The 19,964-nt window shown below is 60.4% G+C and carries 19 protein-coding genes; 8 read left to right on the forward strand and 11 right to left on the reverse strand.

Going from position 1 to position 19,964, the window contains the following annotated elements:
- Both ACY4LX_RS01395 and ACY4LX_RS01400 read right to left on the reverse strand, forming a co-directional pair.
- Positions 1-165 (reverse strand): DUF1328 domain-containing protein, encoded by a 165-nt coding sequence (locus ACY4LX_RS01395; RefSeq protein ID WP_003177151.1) that lies wholly within the window; start codon positions 163-165, stop codon positions 1-3.
- An 81-nt stretch (positions 166-246) separates the two neighbouring features.
- On the reverse strand, positions 247-534 hold the full coding sequence (locus ACY4LX_RS01400) for a hypothetical protein (RefSeq protein WP_149659298.1): 288 nt from the start codon (positions 532-534) through the stop codon (positions 247-249).
- A 439-nt stretch (positions 535-973) separates the two neighbouring features.
- Here ACY4LX_RS01400 and algB point away from each other — a divergent pair, with 439 nt between their 5' ends.
- Entirely contained in the window at positions 974-2,320 is a 1,347-nt protein-coding gene (gene algB, locus ACY4LX_RS01405; protein ID WP_149659297.1) for a sigma-54-dependent response regulator transcription factor AlgB, read from the forward strand.
- A 7-nt stretch (positions 2,321-2,327) separates the two neighbouring features.
- On the forward strand, positions 2,328-4,118 hold the full coding sequence (locus ACY4LX_RS01410) for a KinB sensor domain-containing domain (RefSeq protein ID WP_149659296.1): 1,791 nt from the start codon (positions 2,328-2,330) through the stop codon (positions 4,116-4,118).
- A gap of 7 nt (positions 4,119-4,125) precedes the next feature.
- Here the strand turns inward: ACY4LX_RS01410 and ACY4LX_RS01415 are convergent, their stop codons facing one another.
- From ACY4LX_RS01415 to ACY4LX_RS01445, 7 genes are all read right to left on the reverse strand, one after another.
- Complete coding sequence (locus ACY4LX_RS01415) at positions 4,126-5,739, reverse strand: EAL domain-containing protein (protein WP_463258981.1); 1,614 nt, start codon at positions 5,737-5,739, stop codon at positions 4,126-4,128.
- A gap of 75 nt (positions 5,740-5,814) precedes the next feature.
- Positions 5,815-6,597, reverse strand: coding sequence for an N-acetylmuramoyl-L-alanine amidase (locus tag ACY4LX_RS01420; protein ID WP_149659294.1), 783 nt, complete (start codon positions 6,595-6,597; stop codon positions 5,815-5,817).
- A gap of 103 nt (positions 6,598-6,700) precedes the next feature.
- Positions 6,701-8,806 (reverse strand): diguanylate cyclase, encoded by a 2,106-nt coding sequence (locus ACY4LX_RS01425; protein WP_463258982.1) that lies wholly within the window; start codon positions 8,804-8,806, stop codon positions 6,701-6,703.
- Positions 8,803-9,681 carry an endonuclease/exonuclease/phosphatase family protein gene (locus ACY4LX_RS01430; RefSeq protein ID WP_149659292.1) on the reverse strand — a complete coding sequence of 293 codons (879 nt, stop codon included), beginning with the start codon at positions 9,679-9,681 and terminating at the stop codon, positions 8,803-8,805. Before ACY4LX_RS01430 ends, ACY4LX_RS01425 begins: the two co-directional genes overlap by 4 nt.
- Before the next feature lie 14 nt (positions 9,682-9,695).
- Entirely contained in the window at positions 9,696-10,340 is a 645-nt protein-coding gene (locus tag ACY4LX_RS01435) for a thiol:disulfide interchange protein DsbA/DsbL (RefSeq protein ID WP_149659291.1), read from the reverse strand.
- A 200-nt stretch (positions 10,341-10,540) separates the two neighbouring features.
- Positions 10,541-11,152, reverse strand: a complete 612-nt coding sequence (locus ACY4LX_RS01440; RefSeq protein ID WP_054617181.1) for a c-type cytochrome — start codon at positions 11,150-11,152, stop codon at positions 10,541-10,543.
- Between the two features lie 46 nt (positions 11,153-11,198).
- Complete coding sequence (locus ACY4LX_RS01445; RefSeq protein ID WP_149659290.1) at positions 11,199-11,489, reverse strand: c-type cytochrome; 291 nt, start codon at positions 11,487-11,489, stop codon at positions 11,199-11,201.
- Between the two features lie 191 nt (positions 11,490-11,680).
- Between ACY4LX_RS01445 and yihA the strand changes: the two genes are divergently transcribed.
- Positions 11,681-12,331, forward strand: coding sequence for a ribosome biogenesis GTP-binding protein YihA/YsxC (gene yihA, locus ACY4LX_RS01450; protein ID WP_149659289.1), 651 nt, complete (start codon positions 11,681-11,683; stop codon positions 12,329-12,331).
- A 294-nt stretch (positions 12,332-12,625) separates the two neighbouring features.
- On the opposite strand, the gene polA is transcribed toward yihA, so the two are convergent.
- A complete protein-coding gene (polA, locus tag ACY4LX_RS01455; protein WP_463258983.1) occupies positions 12,626-15,400 on the reverse strand; it encodes a DNA polymerase I in 2,775 nt (924 codons plus the stop codon).
- A 74-nt stretch (positions 15,401-15,474) separates the two neighbouring features.
- On the opposite strand from polA, the gene ACY4LX_RS01460 reads away from it, so the two are divergent.
- The gene (locus tag ACY4LX_RS01460; protein ID WP_123513297.1) at positions 15,475-15,771 is read left to right on the forward strand and encodes a DUF2782 domain-containing protein; all 297 of its coding nucleotides are present in this window, start codon (positions 15,475-15,477) and stop codon (positions 15,769-15,771) included.
- Positions 15,772-15,832: 61 nt separating this feature from the next.
- The gene (locus tag ACY4LX_RS01465; RefSeq protein ID WP_149659287.1) at positions 15,833-16,783 is read left to right on the forward strand and encodes a homoserine kinase; all 951 of its coding nucleotides are present in this window, start codon (positions 15,833-15,835) and stop codon (positions 16,781-16,783) included.
- Positions 16,784-16,909: 126 nt separating this feature from the next.
- Here ACY4LX_RS01465 and znuA read toward each other — a convergent pair whose 3' ends face one another.
- Positions 16,910-17,830, reverse strand: coding sequence for a zinc ABC transporter substrate-binding protein ZnuA (gene znuA, locus ACY4LX_RS01470; RefSeq protein WP_463258984.1), 921 nt, complete (start codon positions 17,828-17,830; stop codon positions 16,910-16,912).
- A 66-nt stretch (positions 17,831-17,896) separates the two neighbouring features.
- Between znuA and zur the strand changes: the two genes are divergently transcribed.
- The 3 genes from zur to znuB are packed head-to-tail and all read left to right on the forward strand — an operon-like array spanning position 17,897 to position 19,945.
- Entirely contained in the window at positions 17,897-18,379 is a 483-nt protein-coding gene (gene zur / locus ACY4LX_RS01475) for a zinc uptake transcriptional repressor Zur (protein ID WP_149659285.1), read from the forward strand.
- Positions 18,379-19,164 carry a zinc ABC transporter ATP-binding protein ZnuC gene (gene znuC, locus ACY4LX_RS01480; RefSeq protein ID WP_149659284.1) on the forward strand — a complete coding sequence of 262 codons (786 nt, stop codon included), beginning with the start codon at positions 18,379-18,381 and terminating at the stop codon, positions 19,162-19,164. Before zur ends, znuC begins: the two co-directional genes overlap by 1 nt.
- Positions 19,157-19,945: a zinc ABC transporter permease subunit ZnuB gene (znuB, locus tag ACY4LX_RS01485; protein ID WP_149659283.1), complete on the forward strand. Its 789-nt coding sequence runs from the start codon at positions 19,157-19,159 to the stop codon at positions 19,943-19,945. Before znuC ends, znuB begins: the two co-directional genes overlap by 8 nt.
- Positions 19,946-19,964: the final 19 nt, after the last annotated feature.

Below are 19,964 nucleotides of genomic sequence, written 5' to 3' on the forward strand. Positions count from 1 at the left end.
TCAGCCTCGACCGCGACGGCCAAAGAAGAACGATGCGATGAACATCACCAGGAACACGACAAAGAGAATCTTGGCGATACCCGTGGCGGTGCCCGCGATACCACCGAAGCCCAGTACGGCGGCGATGATGGCAATGATCAGGAATGTGATTGCCCAACTCAACATGGTGATTCTCCTTACGCTTCTATTTAGAGGTGATGCAGGTGGTGCTTTTCCCGGCGCAGCCATCGCGCCAAGTCCGGTTCTTTAGAACACCCAACGTTCCTGACGGGGCATCTGATCCACAGGCTGAGCCTGGTCGACGTCCATCATTCGCATTGGAGCGCTGTCAGCCAGGTTGCTGCTGACGGCGCTGAAGTGGGTCTGGGTAGCGTGTTGAATCGACAGGCGCGGCGCCTCTGGCTGCTGGCTCTGTTCCCAACGGACAAACTGCTGGCCGCCGATCAAGGTGATCGTGAGGGCGAGCATCGCGAACAAGCCCTGCTGGATATGCAGAGGCGAGATACGCAATTGGGCGGCACGTTGGCGATTCATCCTGTAGCTCCTCCACCTGAGTGGTCATCTTGTTGAAGGCGCTCATTCCGTGAATGCCTTGCGTTAACAAGACTATTGCAGCCTGCATGCCAGCTTTTTTATTAAAAAAATATCAATAAAATCAATTAGTTATGAATTAGTCGAAAATCGTTTCGCACGCATCCTGCACGATGGGGTCGTGGCAGTCGTGCGTAATGCACGAAAGATTTGTAGGAACTTTCAAAAAATTTGAATTGCGAGGAGGGCGCGGATGTCAGACGTTCACGTAGGCAATCGCTGAAAGACCGGTTTTTTTATAAAAAACCAACGAAATCAGGCTATTAATGAGTAGAGCAGCAGATATCTACCCTGCCGGTGCTGGAATGGACCAGAATCAACCATGCAACTTGCCCGATTTCTCCGGGACTAACCAAAATCATTCAGAAAGGAGCGTAGGAAAATGGAATCAGCCACTGAGCATCAAGGCCGCATTCTGCTGGTAGACGACGAGTCCGCCATCCTTCGTACCTTCCGCTATTGCCTCGAAGACGAAGGTTATACCGTCGCCACCGCCAATAGTGCGGCCCAGGCTGATGCCCTGTTGCAGCGCCAGGTATTTGATCTGTGTTTCCTGGATTTGCGCCTGGGCGAGGACAACGGCCTCGATGTCCTGGCGCAGATGCGTATTCAGGCGCCGTGGATGCGCGTGGTGATTGTGACCGCGCATTCCGCCGTCGACACCGCCGTCGATGCGATTCAGGCCGGTGCCGCCGATTACCTAGTCAAACCGTGCAGCCCGGATCAATTGCGCTTGGCCACCGCCAAGCAACTGGAAGTGCGCCAACTCTCGGCGCGCCTGGAAGCCCTCGAAGGTGAAGTGCGCAAGACCAAGGATGGCCTGGATTCCCACAGCCCGGCCATGAAAGTCGTACTGGAAACCGCCCGCCAGGTGGCCGGGACCGACGCCAACATCCTGATCCTCGGCGAGTCCGGGACCGGTAAAGGTGAGCTGGCCCGGGCCATTCACGGCTGGAGCAAGCGCGAGAAAAAATCCTGCGTCACCATCAACTGCCCGTCACTGACCGCCGAACTGATGGAAAGCGAACTGTTCGGCCATAGTCGTGGTGCGTTTACCGGGGCCAGCGAAAGCACCTTGGGTCGCGTCAATCAGGCGGATGGCGGCACACTGTTTCTCGACGAGATCGGCGACTTTCCCCTGACGTTGCAGCCCAAGTTGCTGCGTTTTATCCAGGACAAGGAATACGAGCGGGTGGGCGATCCGGTGACCCGTCGCGCCGATGTGCGGATTCTTGCCGCGACCAACCTCAACCTTGAAGACATGGTCCGCGACGGTCGTTTCCGTGAAGACTTGCTCTATCGCCTGAACGTCATCACCTTGCACCTGCCGCCGTTGCGCGAGCGCAGCGAAGACATCCTGAACCTGGCGGATCGCTTCCTCGCGCGCTTCGTCAAGGAATATGCGCGCCCGGCCCGAGGCTTCAGCGATGAGGCTCGGGAAGCGCTGCTCAGCTATCGATGGCCGGGCAACATTCGGGAGCTGCGCAACGTGGTGGAGCGGGCGAGCATCATTTGCCCGCAGGAGCGCGTGGAAATCAGCCACCTGGGCATGGCAGAGCAACCGGCCAACAACTCGCCACGGGTAGGCGCCGCGTTGAGTCTGGATGAACTGGAAAAAGCCCATATCGGCGCCGTTCTCGCCACCGCCGGAACCCTGGACCAGGCGGCCAAGACCTTGGGCATCGACGCCTCGACCCTGTACCGCAAACGCAAGCAGTACAACCTGTGAGCACCTTATGAAACTGGCGATGAAGTTGCGGACCCGGCTATTCCTGAGCATTTCCGCACTCATCACCGTGGCGCTGCTCGGGCTGTTGCTCGGGCTGGTCAGCGTGATGCAGATGGCTGGCAGCCAGGAAGCGTTGGTGCGCAATAACTTCGTGACCCTCGACCTGGGCCTGAAACTGCGCCAGACCCTCGGCGATCAATTGATCATTATGCTGAGCGAGAAACCGGATCCGGCGGCATTCGAGGCCTCCAAGCAGCACTACTTTCAATTGCTCGATGAAGGCATCGCCCATGAGCAACCGGGCGATGATGCCCACTACGGTTTCACTCAAGCCAAGACCGATTACCTGAGTTTTCTCCAGGCATACAGCGAGTCCCGCGACCCGACCCACGTGCTGAGTGGCAATGAAGCGCTCACGGAAAAATTCAATGCGTTGCGTAACGGTTTGATCGCCGAACACAAACGCTCGCTGGACAACATCAACGATACCCAGCGCAAGGCCCGTGACCGGGCGCTGCTGATCGCCGGCCTGCTTGGGTTGGTCGGGTTGGCGGTGCTGATCATCGGTTTCATCACCGCCCATGCAATTGCCCGGCGTTTCGGCGCGCCCATCGAGGCGCTGGCCCAGGCGGCGGACAATATTGGCCAAGGCAACTTCGAGGTGACCCTGCCGATTTCCTCGGCGGTGGAGATGAACCAGCTGACCAAGCGCTTCGGGATCATGGCCGAGGCCCTGCGTGAGCATCAGGCGACCAATGTCGACGAATTGCTGGCCGGTCAGCAACGCTTGCAGGCGGTGCTCGACAGCATTGACGACGGTTTGCTGATGATCGACCGCGAAGGGTATCTGGAGCACTTAAACCCAGTGGCGCAACGGCAACTGGGTTGGGACACCGACCGCCTCGGCCAGGGTTTGGGTTCGGCGCTCGAACGGCCGGAGCTGGATGAACAACTGCAATTGGTCTTGCGTGGTGGCACGCTCGAACGGGCGCCGGAAGACCTGGCCGTCGAAGTCGATGGTGAGTCGCGGTTGTTGACCTACAGCCTGACCCCGGTGAGCCATACCCAAGGGCATATCCTTGGCGCGGTGATGGTGTTGCATGACGTCACCGAACAGCGGGCGTTCGAACGGGTGCGCAGTGAATTCGTCTTGCGTGCCTCCCACGAGTTGCGCACGCCGGTCACCGGGATGCACATGGCGTTCGGCCTGTTTCGCGAGCGAGCGAAGTTCCCGCCGGATTCCCGCGAAGCTGACTTGCTGGATACAGTGAACGAAGAAATGCAGCGCTTGATGCAGCTGATCAACGACTTGCTGAATTTCTCCCGCTACCAGAACGGCTTGCAGAAACTCACCTTGGGGCCGTGCTCCATCGAAGACTTGCTGGAGCAGGCCCAAGGGCGGTTTGCGGCGTCGGCCGCTGAAAGAGGCATCGACCTGTTGGTGGAAGTGCAGGGGCCGTTGCCGCGCTTGCAGGCCGATCAGGCGCAACTGGATCGAGTGCTGGACAACTTGATCGACAACGCCCTGCGCCATACCGCCGAGAAGGGGCAGATCCGCTTGCAGGCCCGGCGCCACGGCGAGCGGGTGATCATCAGTGTCGAAGATAACGGCGAAGGCATTGCCTATGGTCAGCAGGGGCGGATTTTCGAACCGTTCGTGCAGGTCGGGCGCAAGAAGGGTGGTGCTGGACTGGGCCTGGCGTTGTGCAAGGAAATCGTGCAATTGCACGGCGGGCGAATGGGCGTTTATTCGCGGCCGGGGCAGGGCACGCAGTTCTATATGGCGCTGGCGGTGTAAGGCGCAGTTACGCTTCGTCATCCAGGCGCCGGCCTGTCACCCGGCGACCACGGGTAATCAGTTCGATGAACTGCACGGCGCTCAACGCATGGGCAAACAGCCAGCCCTGCCCGAACTTCACCCCTTCACTGCTCAGGAACTCCGCCTGGGCTTCATGCTCGATGCCCTCGGCGATCACCTTGAGTTGCAGGGCCTGGGCCATGTGAATGATGTACGGGGCCACGCCACTGCTGGCGGCGTCATGGCCCAGGGCATCGATAAAGGCCTTGTCGATTTTCAGGCAGTCCACCGGCAGGGTTTGCAGGTACGCCAGGCTGCAATAGCCGGTGCCAAAGTCGTCGATCAGCACCTGATGCCCGACATCGCGCAAGGCTTGCAGGTTTTCCCGCGCCACCACCACGTCGATCAAGCCGCGCTCCGTCACCTCGAAAGCAATCTGTTTGGCCGCCACCCGGTGCAAGGTCAGCAGCCGCGCCATCACCTGGCCGATACGCGGCACCATCACATCGCAGGCCGCCAGGTTGACCGAGATGTACAGCTGCGGATTAGCCCGCAGCAGCTGACCTAACTGTTCCAGCAAGCGCTGCAAGACGAAGTCGGTCATCTGGCGAATCTGACCGGTGTTCTCCGCCATCGGGATAAACAGATCGGGACTGGTCAGCGTGCCATCCGGTCTACGCCAGCGCAGCAGGGCTTCGGCACCGACGCAGTTGCGACTGGCGAGGTCGAAGATCGGTTGATACAGCACCTGCAACTCGCCTCGGCGTATGGCGCCTTGCAGCTCGGCATCCAGCGACTGACGCTGGCGCACCACCAGAAATACCAGGAAGCCGACGATAATCCCCAGCACCAGGCTCGTCGGCAGCAGCCACCACCAGATCGCCGGCACATGCATGGCTGTACGCGGGGTGATCAGTACCAACTGATATTCCGGATTACTGGTGGGCATGCGGTAAATCAGGCGAGTTTGAGTCACTTGCAGGGCATCTAGGCTTTTCGGTGGCCAGGGCTCGGTGGGCGGCCAGGCCTGCTCGACGCCCAGCACCGGGATCGCTCGCTTACCGTGGTCGAGCACCACCAGAAGGCTGCTGCCAGGGGAGAGGTCGACCATATCGGTCAGATGCCCGCGCGAAGTTGCCACCCGGAAATTGCCGCGACTGAGCATCAGCGCGGCGCGGTTTTCATCGGGTTCGGTGGTGGTGTTCAGCCAATAACTGTAGATAGGGCCTTTGATGTCCGACGGCCGGATCATCGACACGCCTTCCTGGCGGGGGCGGTTGGAGCAAATCCGGGTGCCGTCCATATAGGCGGCTTCGTAGACGAAGCGATAACTGAAGCTGATTTGCTGCAAGGTGGCGATCATTTCGTCGTCGCACCTTCGCAGCGGTTGGGCTTCCAGATCATCCAGGCTTTCGCGCAACTGCCCGAACATCTGCTCCAGGCGAGCGAGGAAGCGCTCACCCTGGGCGTTCATTTCCTGACTTTCGTTCTGCTCGACCTGATTCATGGCGATGAACAGACTGCCGGCCATCAACAGGGTTGCGCTCAAGGCAGCAGCCAGCATCGCCAAAAACCAGGGGCGATAGAACCAACTACGCAAACTCTCTCGAGCAGCAGGCATATGGAAATATCCGAAGAATTACCAATGAGTTATAGCTGCTGATTGAGAAAAAGCCCGGACCGTCGGGCGGCGTCATTATTTTGTCTGATTCAACACCAGCAGCATGGCAGCGGTTTGCGCATCCGGCATGCCGTCGAAGCGGGAAGGGCGGTAATGCATCTGGAAGGCCGCCAACACATGGTGTGTCGCCACATCCAGTTCGCCGGTTTGCGGCGTCGCGTAACCCAGGCGCGCCAGTTGTTCCTGGAACCAGCCGATGCTCGGCAGCTCTACCTCGAATTGCACTTGCCGACGGGCGACCGCCTGCTCGTCCGGCCAGATGCCCAGGCCTTCGGCGGCCAGGCGCTTCCAGGGAAACAACGGACCCGGATCCAGCTTGCGCAGCGGGGCGATGTCGCTATGACCGATGATGTGCCGAGGGCTGATGCCATTGCGTTTGCTGATGTCCTTGAGCAGGACGATCAGGGATTGGACCTGGGCTTCGCTGTAGGGGTACCAGAACCGGCCGCCGGTCGGCGTTTCGCGAAAGCCCGGATTGACGATTTCGATGCCGATGGAGCTTGAGTTCAGCCACGTCCGGCCTTGCCATTCGCTTTCCCCGGCGTGCCAGGCGCGCAGGTTTTCATCCACCAGTTTGTAGATGGTCGCGCCTTGATCGTCACCGATCAGGTAATGGCTGCTGACCTCGCCGTGGGTCAACAGCTGCAGCGAACGCTCCAGCGAGGCGGAGGTGTAATGCACGACCACGAACTGCACGCGGCTGTCGAAGTTGGCGGAAGGGTGGCTGGTGTCGAAGCGCGGACCGCTGGCACAACCGGCCAGCAGTAGAAGCGACAGAGCGAGAGCAAGATATTTCATGGCAGAAGGCGGTACACGGAAGACGATAATGCAACAGTGTAACGTAATGCCTTGCGCCACGAAGGCCGAAGAGCCGCTTTAAACAAAATGGAACAATTGGCGCTTAGCCCAGTTCCACCCGGTTGCGCCCGGCGTTTTTGGCTCTATAGAGCGCCTGATCGGCTCTTTTAAGCACCATATCGCTATGTTCTCCGGGTTTGAACGCGGTCAGCCCCATGGAAATGGTGATGGTTACCCGCTCGCCCTTGAAGTGAAACGGGCAGGCTTCAATCGACGCGCGCAGGGTTTCCAGCAGTTTTGCGCCGGCTGCCGGCACCGTCGCGGGCATCAACAGCACAAACTCTTCGCCACCAAAGCGGGCAATGAAATCCGAACCGCGCAGGCGTTTGCGCAACACGCTGGCGATGATCTTCAGTACTTTGTCGCCCGCCAGGTGGCCGTAGTTGTCGTTGATGCGTTTGAAGTGGTCGAGATCGAGCATCGCCAGCATCAGCGTATTGCCATGCTGCTGCCATTCGCCGATTTCGTGGTCCAGCCTTTCGCCCCAGGCGGCGCGGTTGGGCAGGCCGGTCAGCGGGTCGATCAGGGCTTTTTGCCGCTGTTCTTCAAGGTGTTCGCGGTAGCCCATGGCTTCCTGCTCCATGTGCGCCACCCGTTCGGCCAGGCCTTGCAGGCGCGCCGCGACTTCCTGCTCGCGTTCGTCGCGCTGCTTCTGATGCTGATCCATGGTGCCCAGCAGGCCTTCGAGATGGTTTTCCAGTACGTGCTTGAGGTCTTCCAGGTCGGCGGCGTCCTGCATGCTGGTTTGCAAACCGTCGACTTGTTCGCGGATCTGCGTGTCCATCTCCCGCGCCGCGGAACGGGTATCGGCATGGCCGGCACTGGCGGCTTGCAGGTTGCTCTGGAACGACTCAAGGCGCTCATTGAGCTGCTGCAAGTAGGCTTCGAACTCATGCTGGCCGCTGTCGGTGATCGCCAGCATCAAAGTCGCCAAATCGTCGAGAATCGGCAGCAGTTCATACCAGTTCAAACCATTTTGCAGGCGTTCGCGCATGGCTTCGGCCTGCGGGCGATGGCGTTCTGGCAGGGTCAAGTCATCGAGCAGGCCCAGCAACGTCTCTTCGATGTGCGTGGCCACGGAGCTGTAGGACGGCTCGGGTGAATCCGGCAGCGCGTAAAGGATGTCTTGCTCGGGGTGCTCAGGATCGATGGCGGCCAGTGCCTGAGCCATCACGGAAGGCAAGGGCAGGCTGTCGAGGAAAACGGGTGTTTCGGGGGTAGCCGTTGGAGTCAGTTCGTCCGGATTAAAGGCCGGTTGAGTGTGGGCGGCGGGTGTGATGATCGGTGGCGTTGGTGCTTGGGGCTGTTCAGCCTCTGGTTGCGGCACGGGCGGTTGGGCGCGGGTAACTTGCGGCTCCAGAACTGGCGGGACAAATGCCACGATTTCCGGTGATGGTACGGGTGTCGACTGCGGTGCTGGTGGTTCGGGAATGACGGCGGCGATTGGCGCGGCTTGGACTGTTGGCGGTACCGGTACCGGTACCGACTGCGGCGCAGTGGCGACTGGCGTGATGTCGGCCTTGGTCTGCGGTTCCTCAGTAGGGGGGGCAGAAAGCGGCGCGGGAGAGGGCGGGGCCGGCGCCTGCACCACTGGAGCCGCGACCTGTGCCACGGCTTCTTCCGCTTCGCGACTGCCAAACAGTCGCTGGAGCAAACCCGGGCGGCCAGGTTCGGCAGGGTTTTCCAATTGGTTCAGGGCTTTGCCTTGCAAGCCACTCAGTTCGCTGAGCAGCAAGGGAATCTCGCGGGCCTGACCCACGCGCCCATCCAGTTGCTTGGCGAAGGTCTTGAGCGGCCGGCTGACTTCCCGGGGCAGCGGCAATGCCTGGAGCTGCGCAACCAGAGCGTTCAGTGCCGCGCTGACCTGATCGACCCGGGTTTCGCGGCGTTGCTCGGAGTCGAGCACGGCTTTCTCCAGGCGTGGCAGCAGCGCGGCGAGGCCGGCGTCCATGTCATCGGTGCGCACGACTTCGCGCATTTCCTTCATGCACAGGTCAACGGCGCGGTCGGTGCCCTCGGCCGCCAGGGTGCTGCGTACCAGGCCGCGGCGCAGCAGGTCGAGCCGGGCGTCCCAGCGACGCTCGAGTTTTTCCTGTTGTTCGATGCTTTTGAGGTACTTCTCTTTCCAGCGCTGTGCTTCGTCGCTCATTCATGGGATCCGCGAGGGTCAGGACTCAACGCGGGGAATGCATCGGCCGTGAGCGAACCCGGCAAACGAATCTCTACCGCGACCGGCAGGTGATCGGAAATCGGTTGTGCCAGCACTTGGACTCTTTCCAGGGTCAGGGTCGGGCTGAGCAGAATGTGGTCCAGGCAGCGTTGCGGGCGCCAGCTGGGGAACGTCGCTTCCAGTTGCGGCGCCAATAGGCCGAGGTCGCGCAACGGGGAGTTTTGCAGCAAGTCGCTGGCGTGGGTGTTCATGTCACCCATCAGCACCTGGTGTTTGTAGCCGCCGATCAATTCGCGGATGTAGGCCAGTTGCAGGCTGCGCACGCGGGCGCCGAGGGCCAGGTGCATCATCACGACCACCAGCGCCTCCGGACCTTCGCCGAAGCGCACCAGGATTGCCCCGCGGCCCTTGGGCCCCGGTAGCGGGTGATCTTCAATCGCCCATGGGCGCAAGCGGCTGAGCACGCCATTGCTGTGCTGGCCGAGGCGACCGAGGTTGCGATTGAGTTGTTGATACCAGTAGGGGAAGGCCCCGAGTTGGGCCAGGTGTTCGACTTGATTGACGTAGCCTGATCGCAGGCTGCCGCCATCGGCTTCCTGCAAGGCGACCAGATCGAAGTCGCCCAACAGGTTGCCGATCTTTTGCAGGTTGTCGGCACGCCCGGTGTGCGGCAACAGGTGTTGCCAGCCACGGGTCAGGTAGTGCCGATAGCGTTCGGTACTGATGCCGACCTGGATGTTGAAGCTGAGCAAGCGGAGACGGCTGTCTGCGGGCAGGCCCGTCGTTTCCAGGTGATGCGTGTTGATCTGCGGTTCATGCAGGCCAACGACGCGTTCAGTACCCCAGCGGCGCATGGCAGGGGCCGCGCTTAGTTGGCGGCAGCCTTGTTAGCCGCTCGCTCTTTGTCGACCAGTTTGTCGGCCAGTTTCAGGGCTTGTTCGGCACCGCCGGCAGAGCCCACGTCAAAGCGGTATTTGCCGTTGACGATCATGGTTGGAACACCGGAGATCTCATATTTCTTGGCCAGTTCTTTGGCCTGGACGATCTTGCCCTTGATGGCGAAGGAGTCGAAGGTGGCCAGGAACTTGTCCTTGTCTACGCCTTGGGTGGCCAGGAAGTCAGCCATGTCGTTCTTGTCGGTCAGTTTCTTGTGTTCTTTCTGGATGGCTTCAAATACTGCCTTGTGCACTTTGCTCTCGACGCCCATGGCTTCCAGGGTCAGGAACATTTGCCCGTGAGCGTCCCAAGGGCCGCCGAACATGGCAGGGATGCGGACGAAGTTGACGTCGGAAGGCAGTTTCTCAACCCATGGATTGATCACTGGCTCGAATGCGTAGCAATGCGGGCAGCCGTACCAGAACAGCTCCACCACTTCGATCTTGCCAGGGACAGCCACCGGAACAGCATTGGCTAGTTCGACGTAAGGGGCAGCAGGTGCTTCGGCGGCTTGGGCGGCGTTCATGCCGAACAGGCTGGCAGCGACGAGTGCGGCGCTGATGATCAGATTACGCATGCTTTACTCCTGGACAAATTGGGTCGCCTCGCGCGACCTGTTTTCAGACAGGTCCTGGCGGGCTTGAGTTCTGTAGTGTAACGGCAGCGGCCACAAAAAAGGGCGGCCAAAGCCACCCTTTTTATGCTTGCATCGACGGATTAATCGAGCGTTAACGTTGCAGGGGATGTCCATCCCGCGCAACGCTCGATCCGCAGGCCTTAGTGCAGGCCCTGGATGTAGCTGGACACCGCGGCGATGTCTTCGTCGCTCAGCCGTTTGGCGATGGTCTGCATGGTTTTGGTGTCGCCGTCGTTGTTGCGCCCGCCTTCTTCCTTGCGGAAGTCGGTCAGTTGCTTGGCCACGTATTGAGCGTGCTGGCCACCCAGGTGCGGGAAGCCGGCGGCGGCGTTGCCTGCGCCATTGGGCGAATGGCAGCCGGTGCAGGCTGGCAGGCCCTTGGCCAGGTCACCACCACGGAACAGTGCTTCACCGCGAGCCACGACTTTAGGGTCGGCGGCGCCAACGCTGCCTTTCTGGCTGGCGAAGTAGGCGGCGATATCGGCCAGGTCCTGATCGCTCAGGTTGGTCAGCAGGCCGGTCATTTCCAGTACCGTGCGTTTGCCGGACTTGATGTCGTGCAACTGCTTGTTCAGATAACGCTCGCCCTGACCTGCCAGTTTCGGAAAGTTAGGCGCCATGCTATTGCCATCCGGGCCATGACAGGCGCCACACACTGCGGCTTTCGCCTGGCCAGCGGTTGCGTCACCTGCAGCATGGGCTATGCCGGAGATCCCCACGGTCAACAGCAGACTCACGATCAATTTGTTCATCAGCTAATCCAACTACGGCTAAGGGTTAAAGAGTTATGGGCCGGGTTTACTCGCTCATCCAGTGGATGATGGCTTGGTAATCCTCGGCACTGCAGTCCATGCACAAACCACGCGGCGGCATCGCCTTGAAACCCTGGGTCACGTGTTGCACCAGCGTCTCCATACCTTTCGCCAACCTCGGCGTCCAAGCTTCCTGATCGCCCTTCTGAGGCGCCAAGGGTAGTTGGCCGGAATGACAGGCACCACAAACACGGTTGTACACAGCTTCCGGATCCTGTGTAGCCTGAGCGCTGTAAAGCGGCATCAAGACACCGGCAGCTAGCAGCCATTTCGTCATAAAACGACCTTTTCAGGGTAGAGAGCATTCTGCGTTCTAGTGCGCAATCAAGGTCTTTCGCTCTCGTGAACTTCATCCTACGCTGGGACAAAGCGCACACAAAATCTGCGGCATTATATACTGGCGCTACTGAAACGGAAACGACACTGCTCGCCGCGTCCATTCCCGGCGCCGCCCACATCGGAAATCCCATGCAACTCAAGAACCCCATCCTCGGCCTGTGCCAACAGTCCACCTTCATGCTCAGCGCTGCCAAAGTCGACCAATGCCCGGACGACGAGGGCTTTGAAGTAGCCTTCGCCGGGCGTTCTAACGCCGGCAAATCCAGCGCGCTGAACACCCTGACTCACGCCAGCCTGGCGCGGACCTCGAAAACGCCGGGTCGCACGCAGTTGTTGAACTTCTTCAAGCTAGACGATGATCGGCGTCTGGTCGACCTTCCGGGCTACGGTTACGCAAAAGTACCTATCCCATTGAAGCTGCACTGGCAGCGTCACCTGGAAGCTTATCTGGGCGGTCGCGAGAGTTTGAAGGGTCTGATCCTGATGATGGACATCCGTCATCCAATGACCGACTTCGATTTGCTGATGCTCGATTGGGCAGTCGCCAGCGGCATGCCGATGCACATTTTGCTGACCAAAGCCGACAAGCTGACCTACGGCGCGGCGAAAAACGTCCTGCTCAAGGTTCAGGCCGACATTCGCAAGGGCTGGGGTGATGCGATCACCATCCAATTGTTCTCGGCGCCAAAACGCCTGGGCCTGGAAGACGCCTACACTGTATTGGCGGGCTGGATGGAATTGGCGGACAAAGGCACCGAGATTGCCCAGATTGCCGAGTAGAACTTTTCTACAGGCAAAAAAAACCCCGGACTTCTTATGGGGAGGGGGAAGTTCCGGGGTTCAAGTTCCGGACCGCTAGGGCGGGGTCCAGATTATCTGCCAACACTTAACACAACATAGGAGCATCGAAGGGCTTCACCAGCCATTCAGTAACTCTGAGTGGCGATTTGGAAGATTAGTTCAGAATATTTTCAAATGCCTTTGGAATAACCCGGCGCATTTTTCGAACTAAGCACCCTTCGATCCTTTTCCGCCGCGGCACTATGCCGCGGCACAAACCCCGGTTCAGACGGCTCAGTGAGCCTCATCCCAGTTATTACCCACGCCCACCTCTACCAACAGCGGTACATCGAGCTTCACGGCGTTGCTCATGTGCGCACGAATTTCTTCACGTACCTGATCGACCAGGTCTTCGCGCACCTCAAGCACCAATTCATCGTGTACCTGCAGGATGACTTTGGCGTCCAGGCCTGACGACGTCAGCCAGTTATCCACCGCCACCATGGCCTTCTTGATGATGTCCGCCGCCGTGCCTTGCATCGGGGCGTTGATCGCCGTGCGTTCGGCGCCTTTGCGTAAAGCCGGGTTTTTCGCATTGATGTCCGGCAAGTACAGGCGACGACCGAAGATGGTTTCGACGAAGCCCTGCTCGGCAGCCTGGGTACGGGTGCGCTCCATGTACTCCAGAACACCGGGGTAGCGGGCGAAGTAACGGTCGATGTACGCCTGGGATTGCTTGCGATCCACACCGATCTGCTTGGCCAGGCCAAACGCGCTCATGCCGTAGATCAGGCCGAAGTTGATCGCCTTGGCGCTGCGACGCTGATCGGTGGTGACCTCCGTCAGCTCAACGCCGAAGACTTCCGCCGCCGTGGCCTTGTGCACGTCCAGGTCGTTGCGGAAGGCGTGCAGCAAGCCTGCGTCCTTGGCCAGGTGCGCCATGATTCGCAGTTCAATCTGCGAGTAGTCCGCCGCCAACAGTTTGTAGCCCGGTGGCGCGATGAACGCCTGGCGAATCCGCCGGCCTTCAGCCGTGCGGATCGGGATGTTCTGCAGGTTTGGATCGCTGGAGGATAAGCGCCCGGTCGCGGCAACGGCTTGGTGATAAGAGGTGTGAATCCGCCCGGTGCGCGGGTTGATCTGCTCCGGCAAGCGGTCGGTGTAGGTGCTTTTCAGCTTGCTCATCGAGCGGTACTGCATCAGTACCTTGGGCAGCGGGAAATCCTGGTCGGCCAGTTCCGCCAGCACGGCTTCGGCGGTGGAAGCCTGGCCCTTGGCGGTTTTGCTGAGGACTGGCAGGCCGAGTTTTTCGTACAGGATCGCGCCCAATTGCTTCGGCGAGCCGAGGTTGAATTCTTCGCCGGCGATGGCGTAGGCCTCACGCTCCAGCTCGACCATTTTCGTGCCCAGCTCAACGCTCTGGATCCCCAGCAACGCGGCATCGACCAGCGCGCCCTGGCGCTCGATCCGTGCCAGCACCGGCACCAGCGGCATTTCGATCTCGCTCAAGACCTTGCTCAGGCTCGGAATCGCATTGAGCTTGGCCTGCAAGGTTTGATGCAGGCGCAGGGTCACGTCGGCGTCTTCGGCGGCGTAAGGCCCGGCCAGTTCCAGGGCAATCTGATCGAATGTCAGCTGCTTGGCACCCTTGCCGGCGATATCGGTAAAACCGGTGGTGGTGTGATTCAGGTACTTGAGCGCCAGGCTGTCCATGTCGTGGCGGGTCGCGGTGGAGTCCAGCACGTAGGATTCGAGCATAGTGTCGAAGGCGATGCCTTGCACGGTGATGCCGCAGCTCTGGTCGCCACCGATGGCGCAGTTGGCCAGGATGTTCATGTCGAATTTGGCGTGCTGGCCGACCTTGAGCTTGCTCGGGTCTTCGAGGATCGGTTTCAGGGCGCGCAGAACGGTGTCGCGATCCAGTTGCTCCGGCGCGCCCATGTAGGAGTGGGTCAGCGGAATGTAGGCTGCTTCGTTGGCTTGTACCGCGAACGACAGGCCGACCAGTTGGGCCTTTTGCGCATCAATCCCGGTGGTTTCGGTATCGAAGGCGAAGAGCTTGGCGTCGTTCAACTTCTTCAGCCAGAGATCGAAATCGGCCTGGGTGAGGATCGTCGTGTACTTGAGTTCAACAGCTGCGGCGACCTCTTCTTCAGCCACTGGCGCGACCACTTCCTGGCCGGAACGCTTGGCATCGCGCTGGTTGTCTTCGAACCAGCTCTTGAATTCGAGCAGGGTGTAGAGCTCGGCGAGTTTGTCGTGATCCGGTTGGCCCATTTGCAGGTCGTCGAGGCCGATGTCCAGCGGTACATCAATCTTGATGGTCGCCAGGCGATAGGAGAGGAACGCCATCTCCTTGTGTTCTTCGAGCTTGGCCGGCAGGGTCTTGGCCCCGCGAATCGGCAGGGTCGGGACGATGTCGAGTTGCGCGTAAAGCTCGGTCAGGCCGCCATTCACGCCGACCAGCAGGCCGGAAGCGGTTTTTGGGCCGATGCCCGGAACGCCCGGGATGTTGTCGGACGAATCGCCCATCAGTGCCAGGTAATCGATGATCTGCTCGGGAGCGACGCCGAATTTCTCCTTCACGCCCTCCACGTCCATGCTGCTACCGGTCATGGTATTGACCAAGGTAATGTGCCCGTCGACCAGTTGCGCCATGTCCTTGTCGCCGGTGGAGATCACCACCGGACGGTCGGCGGCCGCGCTGCTGCGGGCCAGGGTGCCGATCACGTCATCGGCTTCTACGCCTTCGACGCACAGCAGCGGGAAGCCGAGGGCGATCACGCTCTGGTGCAGCGGTTCGATTTGTACGCGCATGTCATCGGGCATGCTTGGGCGGTTGGCCTTGTATTCGGCATACATGTCATCGCGGAACGTCCCGCCCTTGGCGTCGAACACCACGGCGAACGGACTGTCCGGGTACTGCTTGCGCAGGCTCTTGAGCATGTTCAACACACCCTTGACCGCGCCCGTCGGCAGGCCTTTGGAAGTGGTCAGCGGTGGCAGCGCGTGAAAGGCTCGGTACAGGTAAGAAGAACCGTCCACCAGGACGAGGGGGGCTTGGCTCATGAGCAGGATCAACCTTTTCGGCGGGTCCGGGGCTAGAATAGCGGGACCATTGACGACAAAGGGACAAGGTTATCATGCGCACACTAAATCGCCTGTTGCTGGCTGGGTTGTTTGCAACCGTTCCATTGGCCGTCATGGCGGCGGATGACGCGCCGTCGGCAGAGCCGGAAGTTACTATTAGCACGCACAAGGAAGGCGATAAGGTCATTCAGGAGTACAAGAAGGGCGGGTTTACCTACGCCATCAAGGTGACGCCGAGCGTTGGGAAGCCGTATTTCCTGGTGCGTGCGGACGGGACTGATGCCAATTACATCCGTTCGGACCAGCCGGATATGCTGATTCCCGCGTGGGAAATCTTTACCTGGAAGTAGTTTCTTAACTTTAATCGGCGCCGCTTTACATAGCGGCGCCCGAACTGAGCAGTTTTTAACCATGTCTGTGTTCACCCCCCTGGCTCGGCCCGAGCTGGAAACCTTTCTCGCCCCATACGGGCTCGGCCGCCTGCTTGATTTCCAGGGGATTGCCGCCGGTAGCGAAAACACCAATTTCTTTATCAGTCTGGAACAGGGCGAATTTGTCCTGACCCTGGTTGAGCGCGGCCCGGTTCAGGAAATGCCGTTCTTCATCGAACTGCTCGACGTGTTGCACGACGCCGACCTGCCGGTGCCCTACGCGCTGCGCACCACTGACGGCGTGGCTCTACGTGAACTGGCCGGCAAACCGGCGCTGTTGCAGCCGCGCCTGGCCGGCAAACACATCAAGGATGCCAATGCCCAGCATTGCTCTCAGGTCGGCGAGCTGCTCGGCCACCTGCATCTGGCGACCCAGGCCAACATGATCAAGCGCAAGACCGATCGCGGCCTGGACTGGATGCTGGAGGAGGGCACGCAGTTGCTCTCGCACCTGAATGCCGAGCAGAGCGAACTGCTGCAACGGGCATTGGACGAAATCACTCAACAGAAGACGAAAATTCTGGCGTTGCCCCGAGCCAACATCCACGCCGACCTGTTCCGCGATAATGCGATGTTCGAAGGCACACACCTGACCGGGTTGATCGACTTCTACAACGCCTGTTCCGGGCCGATGTTGTACGACGTGGCGATTGCCTTGAATGACTGGTGCTCGGACGAGCAAGGCGTGATCGACGGGCCGCGCGCCCGGGCGCTATTGGGCGCCTATGCGGCGCTGCGACCCTTTACGGCGGCCGAAGCTGAGCTGTGGCCGACCCTGCTGCGGGTCGCATGTGTGCGGTTCTGGTTGTCGCGGTTGATTGCTGCTGAGTCGTTCGCCGGGCAGGACGTGTTGATTCACGATCCGATGGAGTTTCAGCAGCGCTTGGCGCAGCGGCAGAAAGTTAATACGCCGTTGCCTTTCGCCCTTTAAATTGTGGCGAGGGGGCTTGCCCCCGTTGGAGCGCGAAGCGTTCCCTCTGCGATTTCCAATTTGAAAAATCGGGGGCTGCTTCGCAGCCCAACGGGGGCAAGCCCCCTCGCCACAGGTACTGTGGGGTTACAACGACTCCAGACACCCCGCCAAATCATTCCCCAACTTCTCCAGCACCTGCTCATACCCCTGAGCGGTCGCCGGCGTGTACCCGCCCAACGCATCCAGTTCCGCCAGTTTCACCGGCAGGCCGGCCACCAGGGTTTCGGCCAGGCGAGGGCGCAGTGGCGGCTCGCTGAACACGCAGGTTTTGCCGACTTCCTGCAATCGCGTACGCATCGCCGCGACATGCTGGGCGCCGGGCTGCACTTCGGCGGCCACGCTGAATACGCCCGTGTGCTTGAGGCCGTAAGCGTCTTCGAAGTAGTCGAACGCTTCGTGGAACACGAAGTACGGCTTACCGGCAATGCCTGCCAGGCGAGCCTTCAAGCGCAGGTCCAACGCATCCAGGCGCTCATCGAAGGCCTTGAGGTTGTTCTGATAACGCGCCGCGTTGGCGGGATCGGCAGCACTCAGGTCGGCGGCCATTTTTGTGGCGATCACCCGGGCATTTACTGGCGATAACCACAAATGCGCGTCCAGGGTACCCGGACGGTGATCGTGGTCATGTTCGTCGGCATCTTCGGCATGAGACTGACTATCTTCGGCGAAGTGTCGCAGTTTCAAATCAGGCAAATCCTGCACGGCCACGGTTGGCAATGTGCGACCTTTCAGCACGCGGGGCAGGAAACCTTCCATGTCCGGGCCGATCCAGTACACCAGATCCACCGACTGCACCTTCCGTACGTCGGACGGGCGCAAGGCGTAGTTATGCGGCGAAGCACCGGGCGGCAGCAGCACTTCCGGAATCGCCACACCGTCCTGCACCGCCGCAGCAATCAGCTGTAGCGGCTTGATGCTGGTCAGCACTTTGACCTCGGCGTGGGCCGAACCGATCAGCAGGAAACTTGCGATGAATGCGACAAAGATAGAAAAAAGTCGGGACACGATGACCACTCGAAGAGGCGAGAACGGGTAACATAATAACGTCTCTCACAAAATGCGTCGCCGCTCATGCCTAAAACACCGATTGCCAGCCGTCCCCACGACCACTCTCATTGCGTTCACAGCGCATTGTCTGAGGCCGATGCCCTGTGCGCACGTCAAGGCTTGCGCCTGACCGCCTTGCGTCGGCGGGTGCTGGAGCTGGTGTGGCAAAGCCATAAACCGCTGGGTGCCTACGACATCCTGGCGGTGCTCAGCGAGCAGGATGGCCGCCGCGCCGCGCCGCCGACCGTGTACCGCGCGCTGGATTTCCTGCTGGAAAATGGCCTCGTGCACCGCATCTCCTCGCTGAACGCCTTCGTCGGCTGCAATCACCCGGAACATGCGCACCAGGGCCAGTTCCTGATTTGCCGCACCTGTCACGCCGCCATCGAGCTTGAACAGAAATCCATCAGCGACGCGATTGTCATCAGCGCCAAAGACGTCGGCTTTATCGTCGAAGCCCAGACCGTTGAAGTCATCGGGCTCTGCTCCGGTTGCCAGGGGGCTTGATGAGCAATGCGTTGATCCGTCTTGAGCAGGTCGCCGTCACGTTTGCCGGGCAAAACGTGCTGGAAAACATCGATCTGAGTGTCGAGCCGGGGCAGATCGTGACCCTGATCGGCCCCAATGGCGCGGGCAAAACCACGTTGGTGCGCGCCGTGCTCGGTCTATTGAAGCCGGACAGCGGCAGCGTCTGGCGCAAGCCGAAATTGCGCGTTGGCTATATGCCGCAAAAACTTCACGTCGATCCGACCCTGCCGCTCTCAGTGCTGCGCTTCTTGCGTCTGGTCCCGGGTGTGGACCGGGCGCGGGCGTTGGCGGCACTCAAGGAAGTCGGCGCCGAGCAGGTCATCGACAGCCCGGTACAAAGTGTTTCCGGTGGCGAAATGCAGCGCGTGCTGCTGGCCCGGGCGCTGTTGCGTGAGCCGGAATTGCTGGTACTCGACGAACCGGTGCAAGGCGTCGACGTGGCCGGCCAGGCCGAGCTGTACAGCCTGATCACACGCCTGCGCGACCGTCATGGTTGCGGCGTGTTGATGGTTTCCCACGATTTGCACCTGGTGATGAGCACCACCGACCAGGTGGTGTGCCTGAATCGCCACGTTTGCTGTTCCGGACACCCGGAACACGTCAGCGGCGATCCCGCGTTCGTCGAGCTGTTCGGCAAGAACGCACAAAGCCTGGCGATTTATCACCACCATCACGACCACGCCCATGACCTGCATGGCGCGGTGGTCAGCGCGGCCCCGTCGGCCAAACCCCACGTTCACGGAGATAGCTGCAAGCATGGCTGATTTTCTGCTCTACGCCCTGCTTGCAGGTCTGGCCCTGGCGTTGGTCGCGGGCCCGCTGGGTTCGTTCGTGGTCTGGCGCCGCATGGCGTATTTCGGCGACACCTTGTCCCACGCCGCGTTGCTCGGCGTGGCCCTGGGCTTCCTGCTGGATGTCAGCCCTGCCGTTGCCGTCACCGTTGGCTGCCTGTTGTTGGCGGTGTTGCTGGTGACGTTGCAACAGCGTCAGCCGCTGGCGTCCGACACCCTTTTGGGAATTCTCGCACCGAGCACGCTCTCTCTGGGCCTGGTGGTACTAAGCTTCATGCACGAAGTGCGGATCGACCTGATGGCCTATCTGTTCGGCGACCTGCTGGCGATCAGTCCGACCGATCTGGCCTGGATCCTCGGCGGCAGCGCGGCGGTGCTGGGGTTGCTGGTGACGTTGTGGCGGCCGTTGCTGGCGATCACCGTGCACGAAGAGTTGGCCACGGTGGAAGGTTTGCCCGTGGCGGCGTTGCGTTTGACCCTGATGCTGCTGATCGCCGTAGTAATTGCCGTGGCGATGAAAATCGTCGGTGTGTTGCTGATTACGTCGCTGTTGATCATCCCGGCGGCTGCGGCACAACGTCACGCCCGCTCGCCGGAGCAGATGGCACTGGGCGCGAGCCTGCTGGGTATGCTCGCGGTGTGTGGCGGGCTCGCGTTGTCATGGTTCAAGGACACCCCGGCGGGCCCGTCGATTGTGGTGACGGCCGCCGCGCTGTTTCTGCTGAGTTTTGTCCTGCCCCGTCGAGGGGTGTAGACTTGCTCGTTTTTTGCGC

Source organism: Pseudomonas sp. Emmai (genome assembly GCF_055179735.1).